This window comes from Kitasatospora indigofera (assembly GCF_014655955.1).
Taxonomy (GTDB): Bacteria; Actinomycetota; Actinomycetes; order Streptomycetales; family Streptomycetaceae; genus Kitasatospora; species Kitasatospora indigofera.
Map to the genome: position 1 here is coordinate 24,182 of NZ_BNBO01000061.1, position 15,952 is coordinate 40,133.

The following is a 15,952-nucleotide window of genomic DNA, read 5'->3' on the forward strand; positions in this document are numbered from 1 at the left end:
TGATGACATCAGCTGATGACATCGTTTGACGACAAGGAGCACGCCGTGCCCCCCGGCTCCCCCGGCGCACCGGTCCTGGCCGACCCGCGGACCGTACGCGGCCGTGCCCTGGTCCCCGTCCTGGTCTTCCTCGGCATGGTCGTCGCCGTGGTCAGCAGCCTCGGCGCACCGCTGGTGCCGACCGTCGCCGCCGACTACGGCGTCTCGCTGGGCGGCGCGCAGTGGTCCCTCACCATCACGCTGCTGGCCGGCGCGGTGGCCACGCCCGTGCTCAGCCGGCTCAGCGACGGGCCGCACCGGCGCCGGGTCGTCCTCGGCGCGCTGGCGCTGATCGTCACCGGCTGCGTGCTCGCCGCCCTGCCCGCCGGGTTCCCGCTGCTGCTGGCCGGCCGGGCGCTGCAGGGCATCGGCCTCGGCCTGACCCCGCTGGCGATGGGCGTCGCCCGCGACCACCTGCCCGGCCCGCGGGCCCGCTCCGCCGTCGCGACCCTCTCGGTCACCACCGTCGCGGGCGTCGGGCTCGGCTACCCGCTGACCGGCCTGATCGCCCAGCACCTGGGCTTCCACGCCGCCTTCTGGGTCGCCGCCGGGGCCGGCGCCGCCGTCCTGGCCGCCGCGGCGTTCGTGCTGCCGGCCAGCACCCACCGCCCGCACCGCCCGCTGGACGCCCCGGGCGCCGTCCTGCTGGGCCTCGGCCTCGCCGCCCTGCTGGTCGCGCTGAGCGAGGGCGGGCAGTGGGGCTGGACCTCGGCCCGGCTGCTGGCGGTCGCCGCCGTCGCCCCGCTGGCGCTCGGCGCCTGGGTCCGGCACGAGCTGCGCACGGAACACCCGCTGGTGGCGCTGCGGCTGCTGCGCAACCGGGCGGTGCTGGCCGCCGACGTCACCGGGCTGGTCGCCGGCGTCGGCATGTACTTCCTGATGTCGCTGGTCATCCGCTACGTGCAGACCCCGGTCTCGGCCGGGTACGGGCTCGGCAGGTCCGTGGTGGTCGCCGCCCTCACCCTGCTGCCGTTCTCGGTGGCCAGCGTCGGGGCCAGCCGGGTGGCCCCGCTGATCGGCCGGCGGTTCGGCGCCCGGGCGGTGATGCCGGCCGGGTCGCTGGCCTTCGTGGTGGCGATGCTGGTCTTCTGCTTCGCCCGCTCCGGCCTCTGGGAGATCTTCCTGCTGATGGGGATCGCCGGCCTGGGGGTGGGCTGCACCTTCGCGGCGATGCCCGCGTTCATCGTCAGCGCCGTGCCGCCGGGCGAGACCGGCAGCGCCCTGGGGGTCAACCAGGTGCTGCGGGTGATCGGCGGGTCGATCGGCAGCGCGCTCAGCGCCGGCATCCTGACCGCCCACACCACCCCGCCGGCCCGGCTGCCCGCCGAGAGCGGCTACACCGTGGCGACCCTGGTCGGGATCGGCGTCTGGGTCTTCGCCGGGCTGGCCGGCCTGCTGCTCCCGGCCCGCCGCCCGGCCGGGCCGGGCACCGCCGGGGACACCTCGGCCGACGCCGCCGGGAGCACCGCCGGCACCGCCGGCCGGGACGGGGACGGCGGCCGTACGGCCGGGCCCGTCGCCGCCGTCGCGAGCACCGCCGCCCGGAACGGCGCGGACGACACCGGCGCCGCCGCCGGTAAGGTCGCCGCCGGGGCCACCGGCAGCGGGCCGGACGGCGGCGAGGGGCACGGCCAGGGCGGGAGCCGGCCCGGGCGCGCCCCCGCGGACCATCGGGAGGGCCGATGACGGAGACCAACCCAGCGGCGGCGGCCACGCCCCGCCGCCGGGACGCCGAGGGCAGCCGCCGGGCACTGCTGGAGGCCGCGCGGACGCTGTTCGGCGAGCGCGGGTACGAGCGGACGACCGTCCGGGAGATCGGCGAGCAGGCCGGGGTGGACCCGGCCCTGATCGCGCGCTACTTCGGCAGCAAGGCGGCCCTCTACGTGGCCGCGCTGCACAGCGAGCAGGACCACGAGGCGCCGGCCGCCGACCTCCTCGCCCCCGGCCGGCTGGACGAGGTGCTCGCCAAGATCGACCGGGTCGGGCCCGGCCCGGTGCTGCAGGCGGCCGTCCGTCCGCACGACGACCAGGTGGTCCAGCGGGCCGCCCGGGCGGCGCTGGCGGCCCGGCTCACCGGCCCGCTGGAACAACGGCTGGAGCGCTCCGGGGCCGACCGGGCCCGGCTGCGGGCCGAACTCGCGGTCGCCGCGGTCGCCGGCATCGCGCTGGCCAGGTCGGCCGGCGCCTTCGACGCCCTCGGCGCGGCACCGCACGCCGAGGTGGCCGCGCTGACCGCGAGGATGCTCGAAGCCCTCGCGGAGTAGGGCCCCGGCCCCAGGGCCGGGCGCGCACCGGGACCCGTCCGGCCCGGCCGGCCCGGACTCGCCCTACCCCACCTTGGCGCTGTCGCGGGCCAGCGCGACCAGGCGGGAGACCGCGCGCAGGTACTTCTTGCGGTAGCCGCCGCGCAGCATCTCCTCGGAGAACACCTGGTCGAACGGGACGCCGGAGGCGGTGACCGGCAGCTCGCGGTCGTACATCCGGTCCGCGAGGACGACCAGCCGCAGCGCGGTGGACTGGTCCTCGACCGGCTTCACGCCGCGCAGGAAGACCGCCCCGACGTCGTCCAGCAGCGCGCCGTACCGGCTGGGGTGGACCACCGAGAGGTGCTTCAGCAGGTCGTCGAAGCTGTCCAGCGAGGCGCCCGGCGTCCGGCCGGCGGCCGCCACGACGGCCTCGTCGGTGTACGGCGGCGGGGCCTCGGGCAGGCCGCGGTGGCGGTAGTCCTGGCCGTCGATCCGCAGCGGGCGGAAGTGCGCCGCCAGGCCCTGGATCTCGCGCAGGAAGTCGGTGGCCGCGAACCGGCCCTCGCCCAGCTTGTCGGGCAAGGTGTTGGAGGTCGCGGCGAGCTTGACGCCGTTCTCGACCAGCCGCCCGAGCAGGGTGGAGACCAGCACGGTGTCGCCCGGGTCGTCCAGCTCGAACTCGTCGATGCAGAGCAGCCGGTGCCCGGAGAGCGTCCGGACGGCCTGCTGGAAGCCGAGCGCGCCGACCAGGTTGGTGAGCTCGACGAAGGTGCCGAAGGCCTTGGGGCCGGGGGTGGCGTGCCAGAGCGAGGCCAGCAGGTGGGTCTTGCCGACGCCGTAGCCACCGTCGAGGTAGACCCCGGACGGGCCGGCCGGCGCCGGGGCGGTGCGGCGGAACCAGCTGCGCTTCGGCGCGGTGCTCGCGTGGTTGAGGCCGGCCGCGAACTCCTCCAGGACCTGCACGGCCTCGTACTGGCTGGGCTGGGTCCGGTCCGGCAGGTAGCTGCCGAAGCTGACGTCGGAGAAGCGCGGCGGCGGGACCATCTCGGCGACCAGCCGCTCGGCGGGCACCACCGGGCGGCGGTCGGTCAGCGCGAACGGGGTCACGGCGGTCACGGCGCGGTCGCCGGCCGGGTCCGGGACCAGGTCCGGGGTCGCTATGGCGTCGGGGCGGGAGGCTGCGGGCACGTTAGTAGAGGGTACGCCTGGTGGAAGACTGGCTCTCATGCAGCAGCTGATCTCTCCCCTGCCCCAGCCCGAGCCGGGCGCCGCGCCGCTCGATCCGGCGTCGCTGGAGTCGCTCGCGGCCGTCTACGCGTACCCCGACCAGGTGAATCACGGCCGGCCGTGGCTGCGCGCCAACATGGTCGCCGGACTGGACGGCGGCGCCCGCCTGGAGGGGCTCTCCGAGGGCCTGTCGGGGGACGCCGACAAGCGGATCTTCGGGGTGCTGCGGGCGCTCTCGGACGTGGTCCTGGTGGGCGCGCAGACCGTCCGGGCCGAGGGCTACCGGCCGGCCCGGGCGCGGGCCGAGTTCGCGGCCGCACGACGGGCGGCGGGGCAGCCGCCGGCCCCGGTGATCGCGATCGTCAGCCGCTCCCTGGAGCTGGACCTGGCGGCGCCGCTGTTCACCGAGCCGCTGGTCAATACGGTGGTGGTCACCACCGAGGACGCGCCGGCCGAAGCCCGGGCGGCGGTCGCCGAGGTGGCCGACCTGGTGCTCGCGGGCCGGGGCTCGGTGGACCTGCCGGCGGCCGTCGCGGCGCTGGCCGCCCGGGGCTGGACCAGGCTGCTGACCGAGGGCGGCCCGCGGCTGCTGGGGCAGCTGGCGGCGGACGGCCTGCTGGACGAGCTGTGCCTGTCGGTGGCGCCGCTGATCACCGGCGGCGACGCGCCGCGCATAGTCCACGGTGCGCAAATGCCGGACGTGCAGCGGATGCGGCTGGTGTCATTGATCGAGCAGAAAGGTTTCCTCTTCACCCGCTACCTGCGTCCGCAGGCCCGGTGATCCAGCACCCCTGTGGCAGCTGTGCCGTGTGTGCAGCGTGAGGAAAGCTTCCTCCGGGCAGTATGGGACTGGACGCCGGACCCGGGGGCCTGCCACTGGAAGGGACTCACGTGTTCAAAACCGTACTGATGATCGAGAAGGCACTCTCCGATGCCGATGTGGAACTCGTCACCACGCTCCACAGCGAGGAGAAGGTCTCCTTCATCGTCCTGATGCAGCCACGCGGCAAGCAGGACGAGCTGCTCCGCGCGCTCGACGACGTGGCCCTGGGACACCTGGACAAGGTGGTGCACGAGCACGACGAGTCGACCACCACCCCCACCCTCGCCAGCGAATCCCTGGAACACAGCCTGCGCCACCTGCGCGAGGCGGGCGCCGACGCCACCGGCGAACTCGTCGAGGACAATCCCCTGGACCGGCTGCGCTCGGTGGTCGAGGAGAACACCGCGGACGAGGTGGTGGTCCTGACCTCCCCGCACTTCGTCGAGGAGTTCTTCCACCGCGACTGGGCCTCCCAGGCCCGGCACAAGGTGGGCGTCCCGGTCCTGCGCCTGTTCGCCAGCGACTCCTGACCCACTCCCCCGGTGGTGCAGAATCGTCCTTGCGGCCGGTCCACGCGACCGGTCCGCGAGGACGATCCGCCCCGTGGTCCCCCTGCCGCCCCAGCCCGTACGGAGCCCCGCCTTGAACGACGCCGCGCACGACCTGCACGCCCCGCACTTCATCGGCATCGGCGGGGCCGGCATGTCCGGACTGGCGAAGATCCTCGCCGTCCGTGGCGCCCAGGTCTCCGGCAGCGACTCCAAGGAGTCCGAGACCGTCCTCGCCCTGCGCGCCCTCGGCGCCGAGGTGCACGTCGGCCACGCCGCCGAGAACGTCCCCGCCGGCGTCAGCAGCGTCGTCGTCTCCAGCGCCATCCGCGAGGACAACCCCGAGCTGGCCGTCGCCCGCGAACGGGGCGTCCCGGTGGTGCACCGCTCCGACGCCCTCGCCGCACTGATGGGCGGCCGCCGCGCGCTCGCCGTCGCCGGCACCCACGGCAAGACCACCACCACCAGCATGCTCGCCGTCAGCCTCGCCGAGCTGGGCCTCGACCCCTCGTACGCCATCGGCGGGGACCTCGACGCCCCCGGCAGCAACGCCCACCACGGCACCGGCGAGATCTTCGTCGCCGAGGCCGACGAGAGCGACCGCAGCTTCCACAAGTACGCCCCCGAGGTCGCCATCGTCCTCAACGTGGAGCTCGACCACCACGCGAACTACGCCTCGATCGAAGAGATCTACGAGTCCTTCGAGACCTTCGCCGGGCGGATCACCGCCGGCGGCACCCTGGTGATCTCCGCCGACCACGCCGGCGCCCGCGAACTCACCTCCCGGCTGGCCGGCCGCGACGGCCTGCACATCGTCACCGTCGGCGCCGCCGAGGACGCCACCGTCCGGGTGCTCTCGGTCGCCGCCCGGGGCATGACCAGCGAGGTCACCGTCCTGCTCGACGGTGCCGAGCTCACCTTCACGGTGTCCGTGCCCGGCCGCCACTACGCCCACAACGCCGTCGCCGCACTGGCCGCCGGCGTGGCCCTCGGCGTCCCCGCCACCGACCTCGCCAAGGCACTCGGCGCCTACACCGGCGTCCGCCGCCGCCTCCAGCTCAAGGGCGAGGCCGCCGGCGTCCAGGTGATCGACTCCTACGCCCACCACCCGACCGAGATGACGGCCGACCTCGAAGCCGTCCGGGAGGGCCTGGAGGGCCAGGGCCGGGTGCTGGTGGTCTTCCAGCCGCACCTGTTCAGCCGGACCCAGCAGCTGGCCGAGGAGATGGGCCAGGCCCTCGCGCTCGCCGACGCCTCCGTCGTCCTCGACATCTACCCCGCCCGCGAGGACCCGATCCCCGGCGTCACCAGCGAGCTGATCATCGACGCCGCCCGCCGCGCCGACGCCCGGGTCAGCGCCGAGCACGCCTTCGACGCCGCCCCCGCCGTGCTCGCCGGCCTCGCCCGGCCCGGCGACCTGGTGCTCACCATGGGCGCCGGCGACGTCACCAACCTCGGCCCGGAAATCTTGAAGCACCTCGCGAACGTTGCAACCAACGCCTGACGTCGCCATCCATGCCCGACGTCCGACCGACCGGGAGCACGCCGTGAGCTACAAGATCGAGAAGACCGACGCCGAGTGGCGCGAGCAGCTCAGCCCCGCGGAGTACCACGTGCTCCGCGAGGCCGGGACGGAGCGCCCCTTCGTCGGCGAGTACACCGACACCAAGACCGTCGGCGTCTACGGCTGCCGCGCCTGCGGCGCCGAACTCTTCAGCTCGGAGACCAAGTTCGACAGCCACTGCGGATGGCCGTCGTACTACGCCCCGCTCGCCGAGGACCGGGTCCAGTACATCGAGGACACCACCCTCGGCATGCGGCGCGTCGAGGTCCGCTGCGCCGCCTGCGGCGGCCACCTCGGCCACGTCTTCGAGGGCGAGGGCTACGGGACGCCGACCGACCAGCGCTACTGCATCAACAGCATCTCGCTGACGCTGAAGCCCGCCGACAGCTGACGGCGGCGCACAGGGCCCCCGGACGACACCGCCAGGTGTCCCGGGGGCTCCGTGCTGTCCGCCCCGGCGGGACGGGAGCGGTCGGTCACCCATCCGGCAGAAGGACTGACACATGGCCAGGACCGAGTACTACGACGATCCCCACGCACCGGTGCCGAACCGGCTGGTGGTCGCCGCTTCGGCGGTGGTGACGGACGACGCGGGACGGATCCTGCTCCAACGTCGCTCGGACAACGGCCGCTACGCGCTGCCGGGCGGGACCATGGATCTCGGTGAATCCCTGCCGGCCACGGCCGTGCGGGAAGTACGTGAGGAGACCGGCCTCGACGTCGAGATCACCGGGCTGGTCGGCACCTACACCGACCCCCGCCACGTGATCGCGTACGCGGACGGGGAGGTCCGGCAGCAGTTCAACGTCTGCTTCACGGCGCGGGTGACCGGGGGCACTCTGAAGATCTCCGACGAGTCGACCGATCTGCGGTTCGTCGCGCCGGAGGACATCGACGCCCTGCCGGTGCACCACACCCAGCGGCTCCGGCTGAGGCATTTCCTGGACCGCCGGACCGCCCCCCACCTGGGCTAGTCCGGTTCGGTGCCGTCGGCCCCGGCCGACGGATCGGGGTCGGACCCGGGCCCGGCCCCCGGGCTCCGCCGGACGACGTGGCCGTCGTCCGGTTCGCCGATCGCCGGTCCGTCGGGGAAGGGCGGTGCCGTCGGGCCCGCCGGGCCGCGGGACGGCCCCCGGGTGCCGCGGCCGCCGGGGCGGCTCGGCCCCTGCGCCCCCGGCGGTGGTGTCCGGCTCATCGATGTGCCTCCCTGCTGGCGCGGCCTGTCCGGCCATCCTGGCCCATCAGGCGGCCGCGGCGGGCGTGCCGGGGCGTTGGCGGGCGGTTGGCGGCCCGTTGGAGCCCTGTTGGCGGGGGCCTGGAGGATCGTCCCGTCAGTTACCGAGGAAAGGTACGCGGAGATGATGAAGAAGTTCGTGACCCGGCTGGGGCTCACGGCGGGGGTGGCCGCACTGGCGCTCGGCGGGGTGAGCGGCACCGCGCAGGCGACGCCGGGCGCCGCCTACGTCGGCCCGGGCTACCCCAACAACCCGCACGCGGTGTGGTGCGTGCAGCACCTGATGAACGACGTGTCCCGGCAGTACGGCCAGCCCACGGTCGACGAGGACGGCGTCTGGGGCCCGAAGACCTTCGCCGCGGTGAAGACGTTCCAGAACCGGTTCTGGGCCACCTCCTCGAACGGGGCCGACGGCATCGTGGGCCCGACCACCGGTGAGTACCTGCTCTCCTACGGCGACGCCTACTACGGTCGCGGCAACTACTGCTTCTGGTACCTCCCCTCGCCGGACGCGACCTTCCTGCCGGTGGCGGGCACCCGCCTCGACTGACGCCGGCCGCCACTTCGCGGGGAGTGGCGGGCGGCCGTGCCGGGGGTGATCCCCGGACGGTGAACCCGGACGTCGGGGCAGCCCGACGGGACAGCAGCCGCAGGCCCATGCCTGCGGCTGCTGTCGTACCCGGGCCGCCCGAGGTGCCGTCAGAACCGGACGGTGTCCCCCGCCCGGACCCGGCCGGGCCGCAGCACCTGGGCGTACACCCCGGCGCAGGGCTCCGGCGGCCGCCCCGGCAGGGCCGGGACGCGGTTGTGCACGGCCGGCGTCCGCAGGGCGTCAGCGTCCCGGGGCAGGTCGCCGTGCGCGAGGGTGGGGACCGCGCAGCGGGGGGTGGAGGCCATCACCCGCAGCACGAGCCGGTCGCCGATCCGCAGGTCACGGCCGACCCACCGGTGCTCGACGAATCCCGTCCCGGGGGTGTCGATCACCAGGTTGGGGCGGTAGCGCTCCACCTCGGCGACGCCGCGCGGGCCGAGGGCCGCCAGCCGCCCCAGGGTGGAGGTGGTCAGCAGGTGGACGGGGGCGAAGTCGAAGAACGTCCCCGGCGGGGCCGCCGAGCCGAACCGGACGACGTCGGCCGCCACCTCGGCCGCCGGGCCCTGTACCAGGACCTCTTCGGGCCGGGAGCGGTCCAGCTCGGCCCCCTCCGGCGGCCGGTCGATGAGGGTGACGGGCCGGCCGAGGATCGCGGAGAGCGCGTCGTCGACGCCGGCCCCGGTGCTGAGCAGGGTCTGGCCGGCCGGGCCGGTGATCCGCGTGGCCGGGCCGTCCAGGACGGCCGCGCAGGTGAGCAGGGAGCGCCAGAGGCGGGGGTTCTTGGCGCTGGCGACCATGCCGGTCTCCCGGTCCAGCAGGGCGAGGCGGCGGTCACCGGCGAGCCCGCGGCCGGTGACCTCGGCGGCGGGGATCCGCTCACCGAGCATCGACTTGACGGGGTAGCGCCACAGCGCGCCGACCGTGCCGACCGGGGCGGCCGGCGTCGGGGCGGCCGGCGTCGGGGCGGCCGCCACCGGTCAGGCCCCGCGCCGGTGGAGGGCGTCCAGCAGGGCCAGGTCGTCCGCGGTCAGGCGCAGGGCGCCGGCGGCGACGTTGGCGGCCAGGTGGTCCGGGTTGCCGGTGCCGGGGATGGCCAGCACGTGCGGGCCCCGGTGCAGCGTCCAGGCCAGCCGGATCTGGGCGGGCGTCGCGTCGTGGGCGCGGGCGACGGCCAGCACCTCCTCGGCCTCGGCGCCGGTGGCGCCGCCCTCCCGGCCGGCCGCGGCGATCGAGTAGAACGGCACGAAGGCCACGCCCTGCTCGCCGCAGGTGCGCAGGAACTCGTCGTGCTCGGGGCGCATCCCGATGCCGTAGAGGTTCTGCACGCACACCACGGGAGCGATGGCCCGGGCCTCCGCCAGATGCCCGGGCTGGATGTTGGAGAGGCCCAGGTGGCGGATGAGTCCGGCGTCGCGCAGGTCGGCGAGGGCACCGAAGCGCTCGGCGATCGAGTCGGTGCCGAGGATCCGCAGGTTGACCACGTCGAGGTGGTCGCGGCCGAGCTGGCGCAGGTTCTCCTCGACCTGGGCGCGCAGCTCCGCCGGGGTGGCGGCGTGCCGGCTCCAGTCGCCCGCGGGCCCGCGGGCCGGGCCGACCTTGGTGGTGATCACCAGGTCGTCCGGGTAGGGGCCGCCCAGGGCGCTGTTGATCAGCTCGTTGGCGGAGCGCAGCGACGAGAAGTAGAAGGCGGCGGTGTCGATGTGGTTGACGCCCAGCTCGACGGCGCGGCGCAGCACGCCGACGGCCCGGCCGCGGTCGCTGGGGGTGGCGCCGGGGGCGAAGGCCGCGCCGGTCTGGGTCAGGCGCATCGCGCCGAAGCCGATCCGGTTGACCGTCAGGTCACCGAGTTTCCAGGTGCCCGAGGCGGCCGCGGTGATGGTCTCGTTCGTCATGCGGAGCATCATCATCGGGACGCGGCCCGGCCGCCATGGAATAAGGTCCGGCGGACCGCCGGACCGACGGGGAGGAGCAGGGGCGACAGGATTCGAACCTGCGACATGCGGTTTTGGAGACCGCCGCTCTGGCCAACTGAGCTACGCCCCTCGGTGGGTGGCCCCAGCCTGCCGTACCGCGCCGGGCGGGCGCAACGCCATTTGCGGCGCCCCGCCCGCCCGGCGGGCGTCAGGCCGTCAGCTGCTTGACGAACTTCCGCTCGCTCGCGCAGCGTCGGTAGCCGAGCCGCTCGTTGATCGCGAGCATCGGGGCGTTGGTGGCGTCGTTGTTGGTGAAGGCCTCGGTCAGGCCGGCGGCCCGGGCCAGGTGCAGGGAGCGGACCTTGGCCAGGGTGGCCAGGCCGCGGCCGCGGAACTCCCGGCGGCAGGCGGTGAAGGCCGACCAGTAGCGGGTTTCCCGGTCGGTGTGCGCGGCGCTGAAGGCGGCCGGGGTGCCGTCGACGAGGGCCACCACGGTGAGGTCGCGGTCCAGGTCGGGGCGGGACCAGACGCCGTCCAGCCAGTCCTGGTAGTCGGCCCGGTCGATGTCGACCTCGCCGGGTTCGTCCCGCCCGGCGTCCGCGTCGACGACGAACAGCGGGTACGGGTCGTCCCGGTAGTCGGCGGCCGTCCGCAGCTCGACGCCGGCCGGGACATCCGGCACGGGCGGCAGCGGGGCGGTGAGGTCGCGGCGGGCGAAGTGCGCGACCCGGCCCTCGCGGTAGCCGCGCCCGGCGGCGAAGGCGCGGGCCTCGGGCACGTCGTCGACCCAGCTGTGCACCTCGGTCGCGCCGTGCTCGGCGAGGTGCCGCTCGGCGGCGGCCAGCAGCGCGGTGAAGGCGCCCCGGCGGCGGAACCCGGGGAGCACGCTGCCGTTGGCGTACGCGATGCCCTCGGCGCTGGTGTCGGTCACCCGCGCGCAGCGGACGCTGCCGACCACCCGGCCGTCGATCTCGGCCACGAAGGTGCGGTAGTGCTGGGCGGCCGGCAGGTGCTCCGGCAGCCAGGCGAAGACCTCGGCGGTGAGGACGAGGTGCGGGCGGCCCGCGCGGTGGGCGGCGGCGGCCGCCTCGGCGTCGGCTGGGGTGAAGTCACGGATCGTCAGAGTCATAGGCATGTCAGGTTAGCCGGGCGGCCGTCCGTACGCCTCCCGGTTTTTCCGCCGTGCCCATGGCGTTCTCGCAGGTCAGACGGGCGGGGCACCCGTCGGGCCCGGCGGCGGCGCAGCCATATGCTCAAGTAATGCTCTGAGAATCCCGGTCGAGGCTTGGCAGCGGCCCCGGCCGGGGACATCCTCAGCAGCAGGCGGGGCCGAAGCCCCGCGGAACCTGCTCCCCACCGGCCCGACGGCCGCCCGGCGACGAAGCCCGCGACCCGTCCGGCACCCTTTCCGCAAGCCCTCCGAAGGGGGCGCACCCATGACCACCCCTGCAACGACCCTGCCCCGGCTCGGTGTCGGCCTCGGCTGGCGCACCGAGATCGACACCGTCGTGGAACGGCTGCCCGGCCTGGACTGGGTCGAGGTGGTCGCCGAGAACCTCTGCGCCGGCCACCTGCCCGAGTCGCTGCGGCTGCTGCGCGAACGCGGCGTCACCGTCGTCCCGCACGGCGTCTCGCTCGGCCTCGGCGGCGCCGGCCTGCCCGAGCCGGCCCGGCTCGCCCGGCTCGCCGAGGCGGCCCGGGCGCTGGGATCGCCGCTGGTCACCGAGCACCTGGCGTTCGTCCGGGCCGGCGGCCTGGAGGCCGGCCACCTGCTGCCGGTGCCGCGCTCGCGGGACTCGCTGCGGGTGATCGCCGAGAACGTCCGGATCGCCCAGGACCAGCTGCCGGTGCCGCTGGCGCTGGAGAACATCGCGGCCCAGCTGGCCTGGCCCGAGGACGAGCTGACCGAGGGGCAGTTCCTGGCCGAACTGGTCGAGCGGACGGGCGTGCGGCTGCTGATCGACGTCGCCAACCTGCACACCAACCGGGTCAACCTCGGGGTCGACCCGGCCGCCGAGCTGGACCGGCTGCCGCTGGAGGCGATCGCCTACGTGCACGTGGCGGGCGGGCGGCTGGTCGACGGGATCTGGCACGACACCCACGCCCACCCCGTCACCGGGCCGGTGCTGGAGGTGCTCGCCGAGCTGTGCTCCCGGGTGTCGCCGCCCGGGGTGCTGCTGGAGCGGGACGGCAACTTCCCGTCGCCCGCCGAACTGGGCGGCGAACTGGACGCGATCCGCCGGGTGCTGGAGGGGGTGCCGCAGCATGTCTGAGGGACTGGAGTACCTGGCCCGCGGCGCGGACGCGGAGCTGGTGCTGGCGCGGGCCGCACTGGCCCGGCGGCAGGGCGCGCTGCTGGCGGCCCTGGTCGCCGGCGGCCCGCCGCCACCGGGCTTCGACCCGGAGCAGGTCCGCGCCCAGGCGACCGGGCTGGCCGCCAAGCGGCGCGACACCGTCGCGAAGGTGGTGCCGGAGCTGCCGCAGCTCCTCGGGCCGGCCTTCGGCCCGCTGTTCCTGCGGTACGCGCGGCAGCGGCCGCAGGACGGCGGCTACCGGGCCGACGGGAACGCCTTCGCCCGGTGGGCCCTCGCGGACGAGGCCGGCGACCCGCTCGGCCCCGAGCACCGCCGGGCCCTCGAAGGCTGGCTCGCGCCGGCGGGGACGCGGGTGCCCGCGCAGCGCTCCGGTCCGCTGGACCGGCTGCGCCGGGCGCTGCGCCCGCAGCAGGACTGACCGAACCACTCACCACCCGGGGGAACCGCCCATGTGGCACACCACGCACCTCACCGTCCTCACCGTGCTGCTGATCGCCGCCGGCCTGTCCACCGTCGTGACCTTCGTCGCGGCCCGGCGCCGGTCCGACCCGGCCGACCTGCCCGGCACCGGGATCCCGCTGCTGGACGCCGCCTTCCTGGCCGGCGGGCCCGGCCGGGTGGTCGACACCGTGCTGGTCCGGATGCACCAGGAGGGCCGGGTGATCGTCTCGCGCGGCGGGCTGGTCACCGTCACGTCCAACACCGCGTACGACGAGGTGGAGGCCGCGCTACTGGTGGCGGCCGGCGACCTGCGCCAGCGCGACCTGCCCGGCCTGCGCCGGGCGGTGATGACCTCCGACGCCGTCCAGCGGATCGGCGACCGGCTCGCCGCGCACGGGCTGATGCTCGACCCGGCCCTGCTGCGCCGGGCCCGCTCGGCCCGCCGGCTGCTCTGGCTGGTGGTGCTGGCGATCCCGGTCAGCACGGTCGTCGGCTCGATCCTGGCGGCCGGCCGGCCGGCCGCCGAACGGCCGCTGCTGGGCGGGGCGACGGCGCTGCTGTTCGCCGGCGTCGTGCTGCTGGTGACCACCCGGCCCGGCCGGGGCCGGATCACCCGGGCGGGCCGGCGCCAGCTCGGGCAGCTGACCGGCACCGGGTGGCGGCCCCGGCACGGCGTGGGCGTCGCGAGCGGCGCGCTGCTCGGCGTGGTCGCCCTGGAGGGGGTGAACGCCGGCCTGCCGGACGAGGAGCTGCAGGCGGCGATGCTGGCCGCGGCGCGGCCCGTCCCCGTCCCCGGCCCGTCGTCCTCGTCCGGGTCCAGCTGCAGCTCCGGGCCGGCCAATTGGTGCGGCTCCTCGGACCCGGGCTCCTCCGGCGGCTCGTCGAGCTGCGGGTCGTCCAGTTGCGGCTCCTCCTCCGGCTGCGGGTCCTCCTCGTCGAGCTGCGGCTCGTCGTCCAGCAGCTGCGGGTCCAGCTCCAGCAGCTGCGGTTCCTCCTCCAGCTGCGGCGGCGGGTCGAGCTGCGGCTCCTGAGGCCCGACGGGAGAGCCGGGCGCGGCGGGCTCACCGCCCGCTCACCCGCCTCACATGCGGCCCTCATGACGTGTTCCTACCCTCGGCGGCATGGGACACGATCATGAGGGCCGACGCGTCAGCCGCCGCACCGCGCTGGCGGGCATCAGCAGCATCGGCCTGGGCGCGCTGCTCGCGGCCTGCGGCCAGGGCGGCGGGAGCCGGGCGGCCACCACCACCGGCGCGAGCGCGGACGTCTCGCCGCAGTCCGTCACCACCGAGGACCTGACCTCGCTGTTCGCGGCCTCCGGCACCTGCACGCTGACCGCCTCGACCACCCAGGGGCCGTACTACTTCGACGCGGACAAGATCCGCAGCGACATCCGCGAGGACCGCGCCGGCACCCGCCTGCGGCTGGCCGTCCGGGTCCAGGACAGCGAGAGCTGCGCGGCGGTCCCGAACGCGGTGGTGGAGATCTGGCACTGCGACGCGGCGGGCCTGTACTCCGGCGCCGAGAGCCTCTCCTCGGGCGGCGGCGGGGCCCCCGGCGGGGCCCCCGGCGGCGCGGGCGGCACGCCCCCGTCCGGGGCACCCTCGGGTGCGCCGGGCGGCGGCCCGAACGGCACACCGCCCACCGGGATGCCGAGCGGCGCACCGCCCTCGGGCGGCCCGGGCGCGGGCGGCGCCCCGGCCGGCGGCACCGGCGGCGCGGCCGACCTGACCCCCACCGACGACAAGCGCTACCTGCGGGGCGCCCAGGTCACCGACGCCGACGGCATCGTGCAGTTCACCACCGTCTGGCCCGGCTGGTACGCCGGCCGCACCGTGCACATCCACGCGATGGTGCACGTGAACGACGAACGCGCCCTCACCACCCAGCTAATGATGGACGAGAAGCTCAACAGTGCGGTTTTCGCCAAGGATCCGTACGCCGGGCACACCGGCCGCGACACCTTCAACGACGGCGACTCCATCTACCGGCCGGGCATGCTGCTGACGGTCAGCGAGGACGGGGACGGCTACCTGGGCGTCATCACCCTTGCGGCGGACCCGGATCACAACGGCAAGTAACCGGCGCCGCCGGCGGTCACAGTTCGGTATCGCGCACCTGGAACGGTTCCGTGATGGCCGGATCCGGTTTACAACAGCCCCATGTGGCTGCTCCTGCTGATCCCCGCCTGCGTCGCCGCCGTGCTCTCCTGCATGCGGCTGGTCCGGATCGCGGCCACCGCCGACGCGCTCGCCGGGGCGGACGCCCCGCGCCCGGCGGAGGCGGTCGGGATAGGCCTGTACGAGACGGCCTACCTGGCCGGCGGCCCGGCCCGGGTGGTCGACCTCGCCCTGGTGCTGATGGCCTCGCGCGGCCGGCTGCACCTGGCGCACACCGGGTGGACCAGCGTGGTGGACCCGCAGGGGCGCAGCCGCCTGGAGCGGGCGCTGATCGCCGCCGTCGGCCCGGAGGGCCAGTGCCGCACCGGCGAGCTGCGGCAGGCGATGGCCTCCCACCCGACGGTGATGGAGGTCGGCGCCCGGCTGTCGCTGGCCGGCCTGGCCACCCCGGCGGCGGTCCGGCAGAGCACCGCGACGGCGGTCCGGCACGTCCGCCAGGCGCTGCTGCTGGCGCTGGTGCTGCTCGGCACCGCGATCATCCTGGGCGCCCCCGCCGGCGAGGACCCGGCGGCGGCCTTCGCCTGGTTCGCGCTGCCGGTGATCCTCACCTCGGGCACCCTGCTGATGGCCCGGGTCGACGTCTACCCGTACACCCGCTGGGCCTCCCCGGCCGGGCAGGAGGTCCTGCGGGTGGTCCGGCTGCCGCGCCAGGAGGCCGCCGACCGGGAGCAGGAGCTGCTGACCGCGGTGGCGATGGCCGGCCCGGCCGCCGTCCAGGACGCCCGGCTGCGGGCGGCGCTGCGGCACTGAACCACGCGCCCGGGGCGGCACCCCGGGAACGACGGAGGGTGCCGCCCCGGCCGGGGCGGCACCCTCCGTCGTTCGACCGG

Annotated in this window: 15 protein-coding genes, 1 tRNA gene and 1 pseudogene; 12 read left to right on the plus strand and 5 right to left on the minus strand. The window is 75.5% G+C overall.

Features of this window, described 5'->3' with window-relative positions:
• Positions 1–15: 15 nt before the first annotated feature.
• Complete coding sequence (locus tag IE329_RS33650) at positions 16–1,725, plus strand: MFS transporter (RefSeq protein ID WP_190214831.1); 1,710 nt, start codon at positions 16–18, stop codon at positions 1,723–1,725.
• Positions 1,722–2,303, plus strand: coding sequence for a TetR/AcrR family transcriptional regulator (locus tag IE329_RS33655; protein WP_229927975.1), 582 nt, complete (start codon positions 1,722–1,724; stop codon positions 2,301–2,303). The genes IE329_RS33650 and IE329_RS33655 overlap by 4 nt, the downstream gene beginning before the upstream one ends.
• A gap of 63 nt (positions 2,304–2,366) precedes the next feature.
• On the opposite strand, the gene zapE is transcribed toward IE329_RS33655, so the two are convergent.
• Positions 2,367–3,431: a cell division protein ZapE gene (gene zapE, locus IE329_RS33660; RefSeq protein ID WP_268257365.1), complete on the minus strand. Its 1,065-nt coding sequence runs from the start codon at positions 3,429–3,431 to the stop codon at positions 2,367–2,369.
• 79 nt (positions 3,432–3,510) lie between these two features.
• Here zapE and IE329_RS33665 point away from each other — a divergent pair, with 79 nt between their 5' ends.
• The 6 genes from IE329_RS33665 (at position 3,511) to IE329_RS33690 (ending at position 8,231) form a co-directional block, all read left to right on the plus strand.
• On the plus strand, positions 3,511–4,293 hold the full coding sequence (locus IE329_RS33665; RefSeq protein ID WP_190214833.1) for a pyrimidine reductase family protein: 783 nt from the start codon (positions 3,511–3,513) through the stop codon (positions 4,291–4,293).
• Positions 4,294–4,403: 110 nt separating this feature from the next.
• The gene (locus tag IE329_RS33670) at positions 4,404–4,865 is read left to right on the plus strand and encodes an indole-3-glycerol phosphate synthase (RefSeq protein WP_190214834.1); all 462 of its coding nucleotides are present in this window, start codon (positions 4,404–4,406) and stop codon (positions 4,863–4,865) included.
• Between the two features lie 133 nt (positions 4,866–4,998).
• A complete protein-coding gene (gene murC / locus IE329_RS33675; protein ID WP_190214854.1) occupies positions 4,999–6,387 on the plus strand; it encodes a UDP-N-acetylmuramate--L-alanine ligase in 1,389 nt (462 codons plus the stop codon).
• Positions 6,388–6,430: 43 nt separating this feature from the next.
• Positions 6,431–6,838 carry a peptide-methionine (R)-S-oxide reductase MsrB gene (gene msrB / locus IE329_RS33680; protein ID WP_190214835.1) on the plus strand — a complete coding sequence of 136 codons (408 nt, stop codon included), beginning with the start codon at positions 6,431–6,433 and terminating at the stop codon, positions 6,836–6,838.
• A gap of 112 nt (positions 6,839–6,950) precedes the next feature.
• A complete protein-coding gene (locus IE329_RS33685; RefSeq protein ID WP_190214836.1) occupies positions 6,951–7,421 on the plus strand; it encodes an NUDIX domain-containing protein in 471 nt (156 codons plus the stop codon).
• Positions 7,422–7,805: 384 nt separating this feature from the next.
• Entirely contained in the window at positions 7,806–8,231 is a 426-nt protein-coding gene (locus IE329_RS33690) for a peptidoglycan-binding domain-containing protein (protein WP_190214837.1), read from the plus strand.
• Positions 8,232–8,380: 149 nt separating this feature from the next.
• Here the strand turns inward: IE329_RS33690 and IE329_RS33695 are convergent, their stop codons facing one another.
• From IE329_RS33695 to IE329_RS33710, 4 genes are all read right to left on the minus strand, one after another.
• Positions 8,381–9,247 carry an MOSC domain-containing protein gene (locus tag IE329_RS33695; RefSeq protein ID WP_229927976.1) on the minus strand — a complete coding sequence of 289 codons (867 nt, stop codon included), beginning with the start codon at positions 9,245–9,247 and terminating at the stop codon, positions 8,381–8,383.
• A gap of 3 nt (positions 9,248–9,250) precedes the next feature.
• Complete coding sequence (locus tag IE329_RS33700) at positions 9,251–10,165, minus strand: aldo/keto reductase (RefSeq protein ID WP_190214838.1); 915 nt, start codon at positions 10,163–10,165, stop codon at positions 9,251–9,253.
• 77 nt (positions 10,166–10,242) lie between these two features.
• Positions 10,243–10,316, minus strand: a tRNA-Trp gene (locus IE329_RS33705).
• A gap of 78 nt (positions 10,317–10,394) precedes the next feature.
• Positions 10,395–11,315: a GNAT family N-acetyltransferase gene (locus tag IE329_RS33710; RefSeq protein ID WP_190214839.1), complete on the minus strand. Its 921-nt coding sequence runs from the start codon at positions 11,313–11,315 to the stop codon at positions 10,395–10,397.
• A 307-nt stretch (positions 11,316–11,622) separates the two neighbouring features.
• Between IE329_RS33710 and IE329_RS33715 the strand changes: the two are divergent.
• The 4 genes and pseudogenes from IE329_RS33715 to IE329_RS33730 all read left to right on the plus strand — a co-directional run bounded on the left by IE329_RS33715 (position 11,623) and on the right by IE329_RS33730 (position 15,872).
• A pseudogene (locus IE329_RS33715) lies at positions 11,623–12,919 on the plus strand (MbnB/TglH/ChrH family RiPP precursor modification enzyme).
• A 31-nt stretch (positions 12,920–12,950) separates the two neighbouring features.
• Complete coding sequence (locus tag IE329_RS33720; RefSeq protein ID WP_190214840.1) at positions 12,951–13,973, plus strand: TIGR04222 domain-containing membrane protein; 1,023 nt, start codon at positions 12,951–12,953, stop codon at positions 13,971–13,973.
• Between the two features lie 90 nt (positions 13,974–14,063).
• The gene (locus tag IE329_RS33725; protein ID WP_190214841.1) at positions 14,064–15,023 is read left to right on the plus strand and encodes a peptidase associated/transthyretin-like domain-containing protein; all 960 of its coding nucleotides are present in this window, start codon (positions 14,064–14,066) and stop codon (positions 15,021–15,023) included.
• An 81-nt stretch (positions 15,024–15,104) separates the two neighbouring features.
• A complete protein-coding gene (locus IE329_RS33730) occupies positions 15,105–15,872 on the plus strand; it encodes a TIGR04222 domain-containing membrane protein (RefSeq protein WP_190214842.1) in 768 nt (255 codons plus the stop codon).
• Positions 15,873–15,952 lie beyond the last annotated feature (80 nt).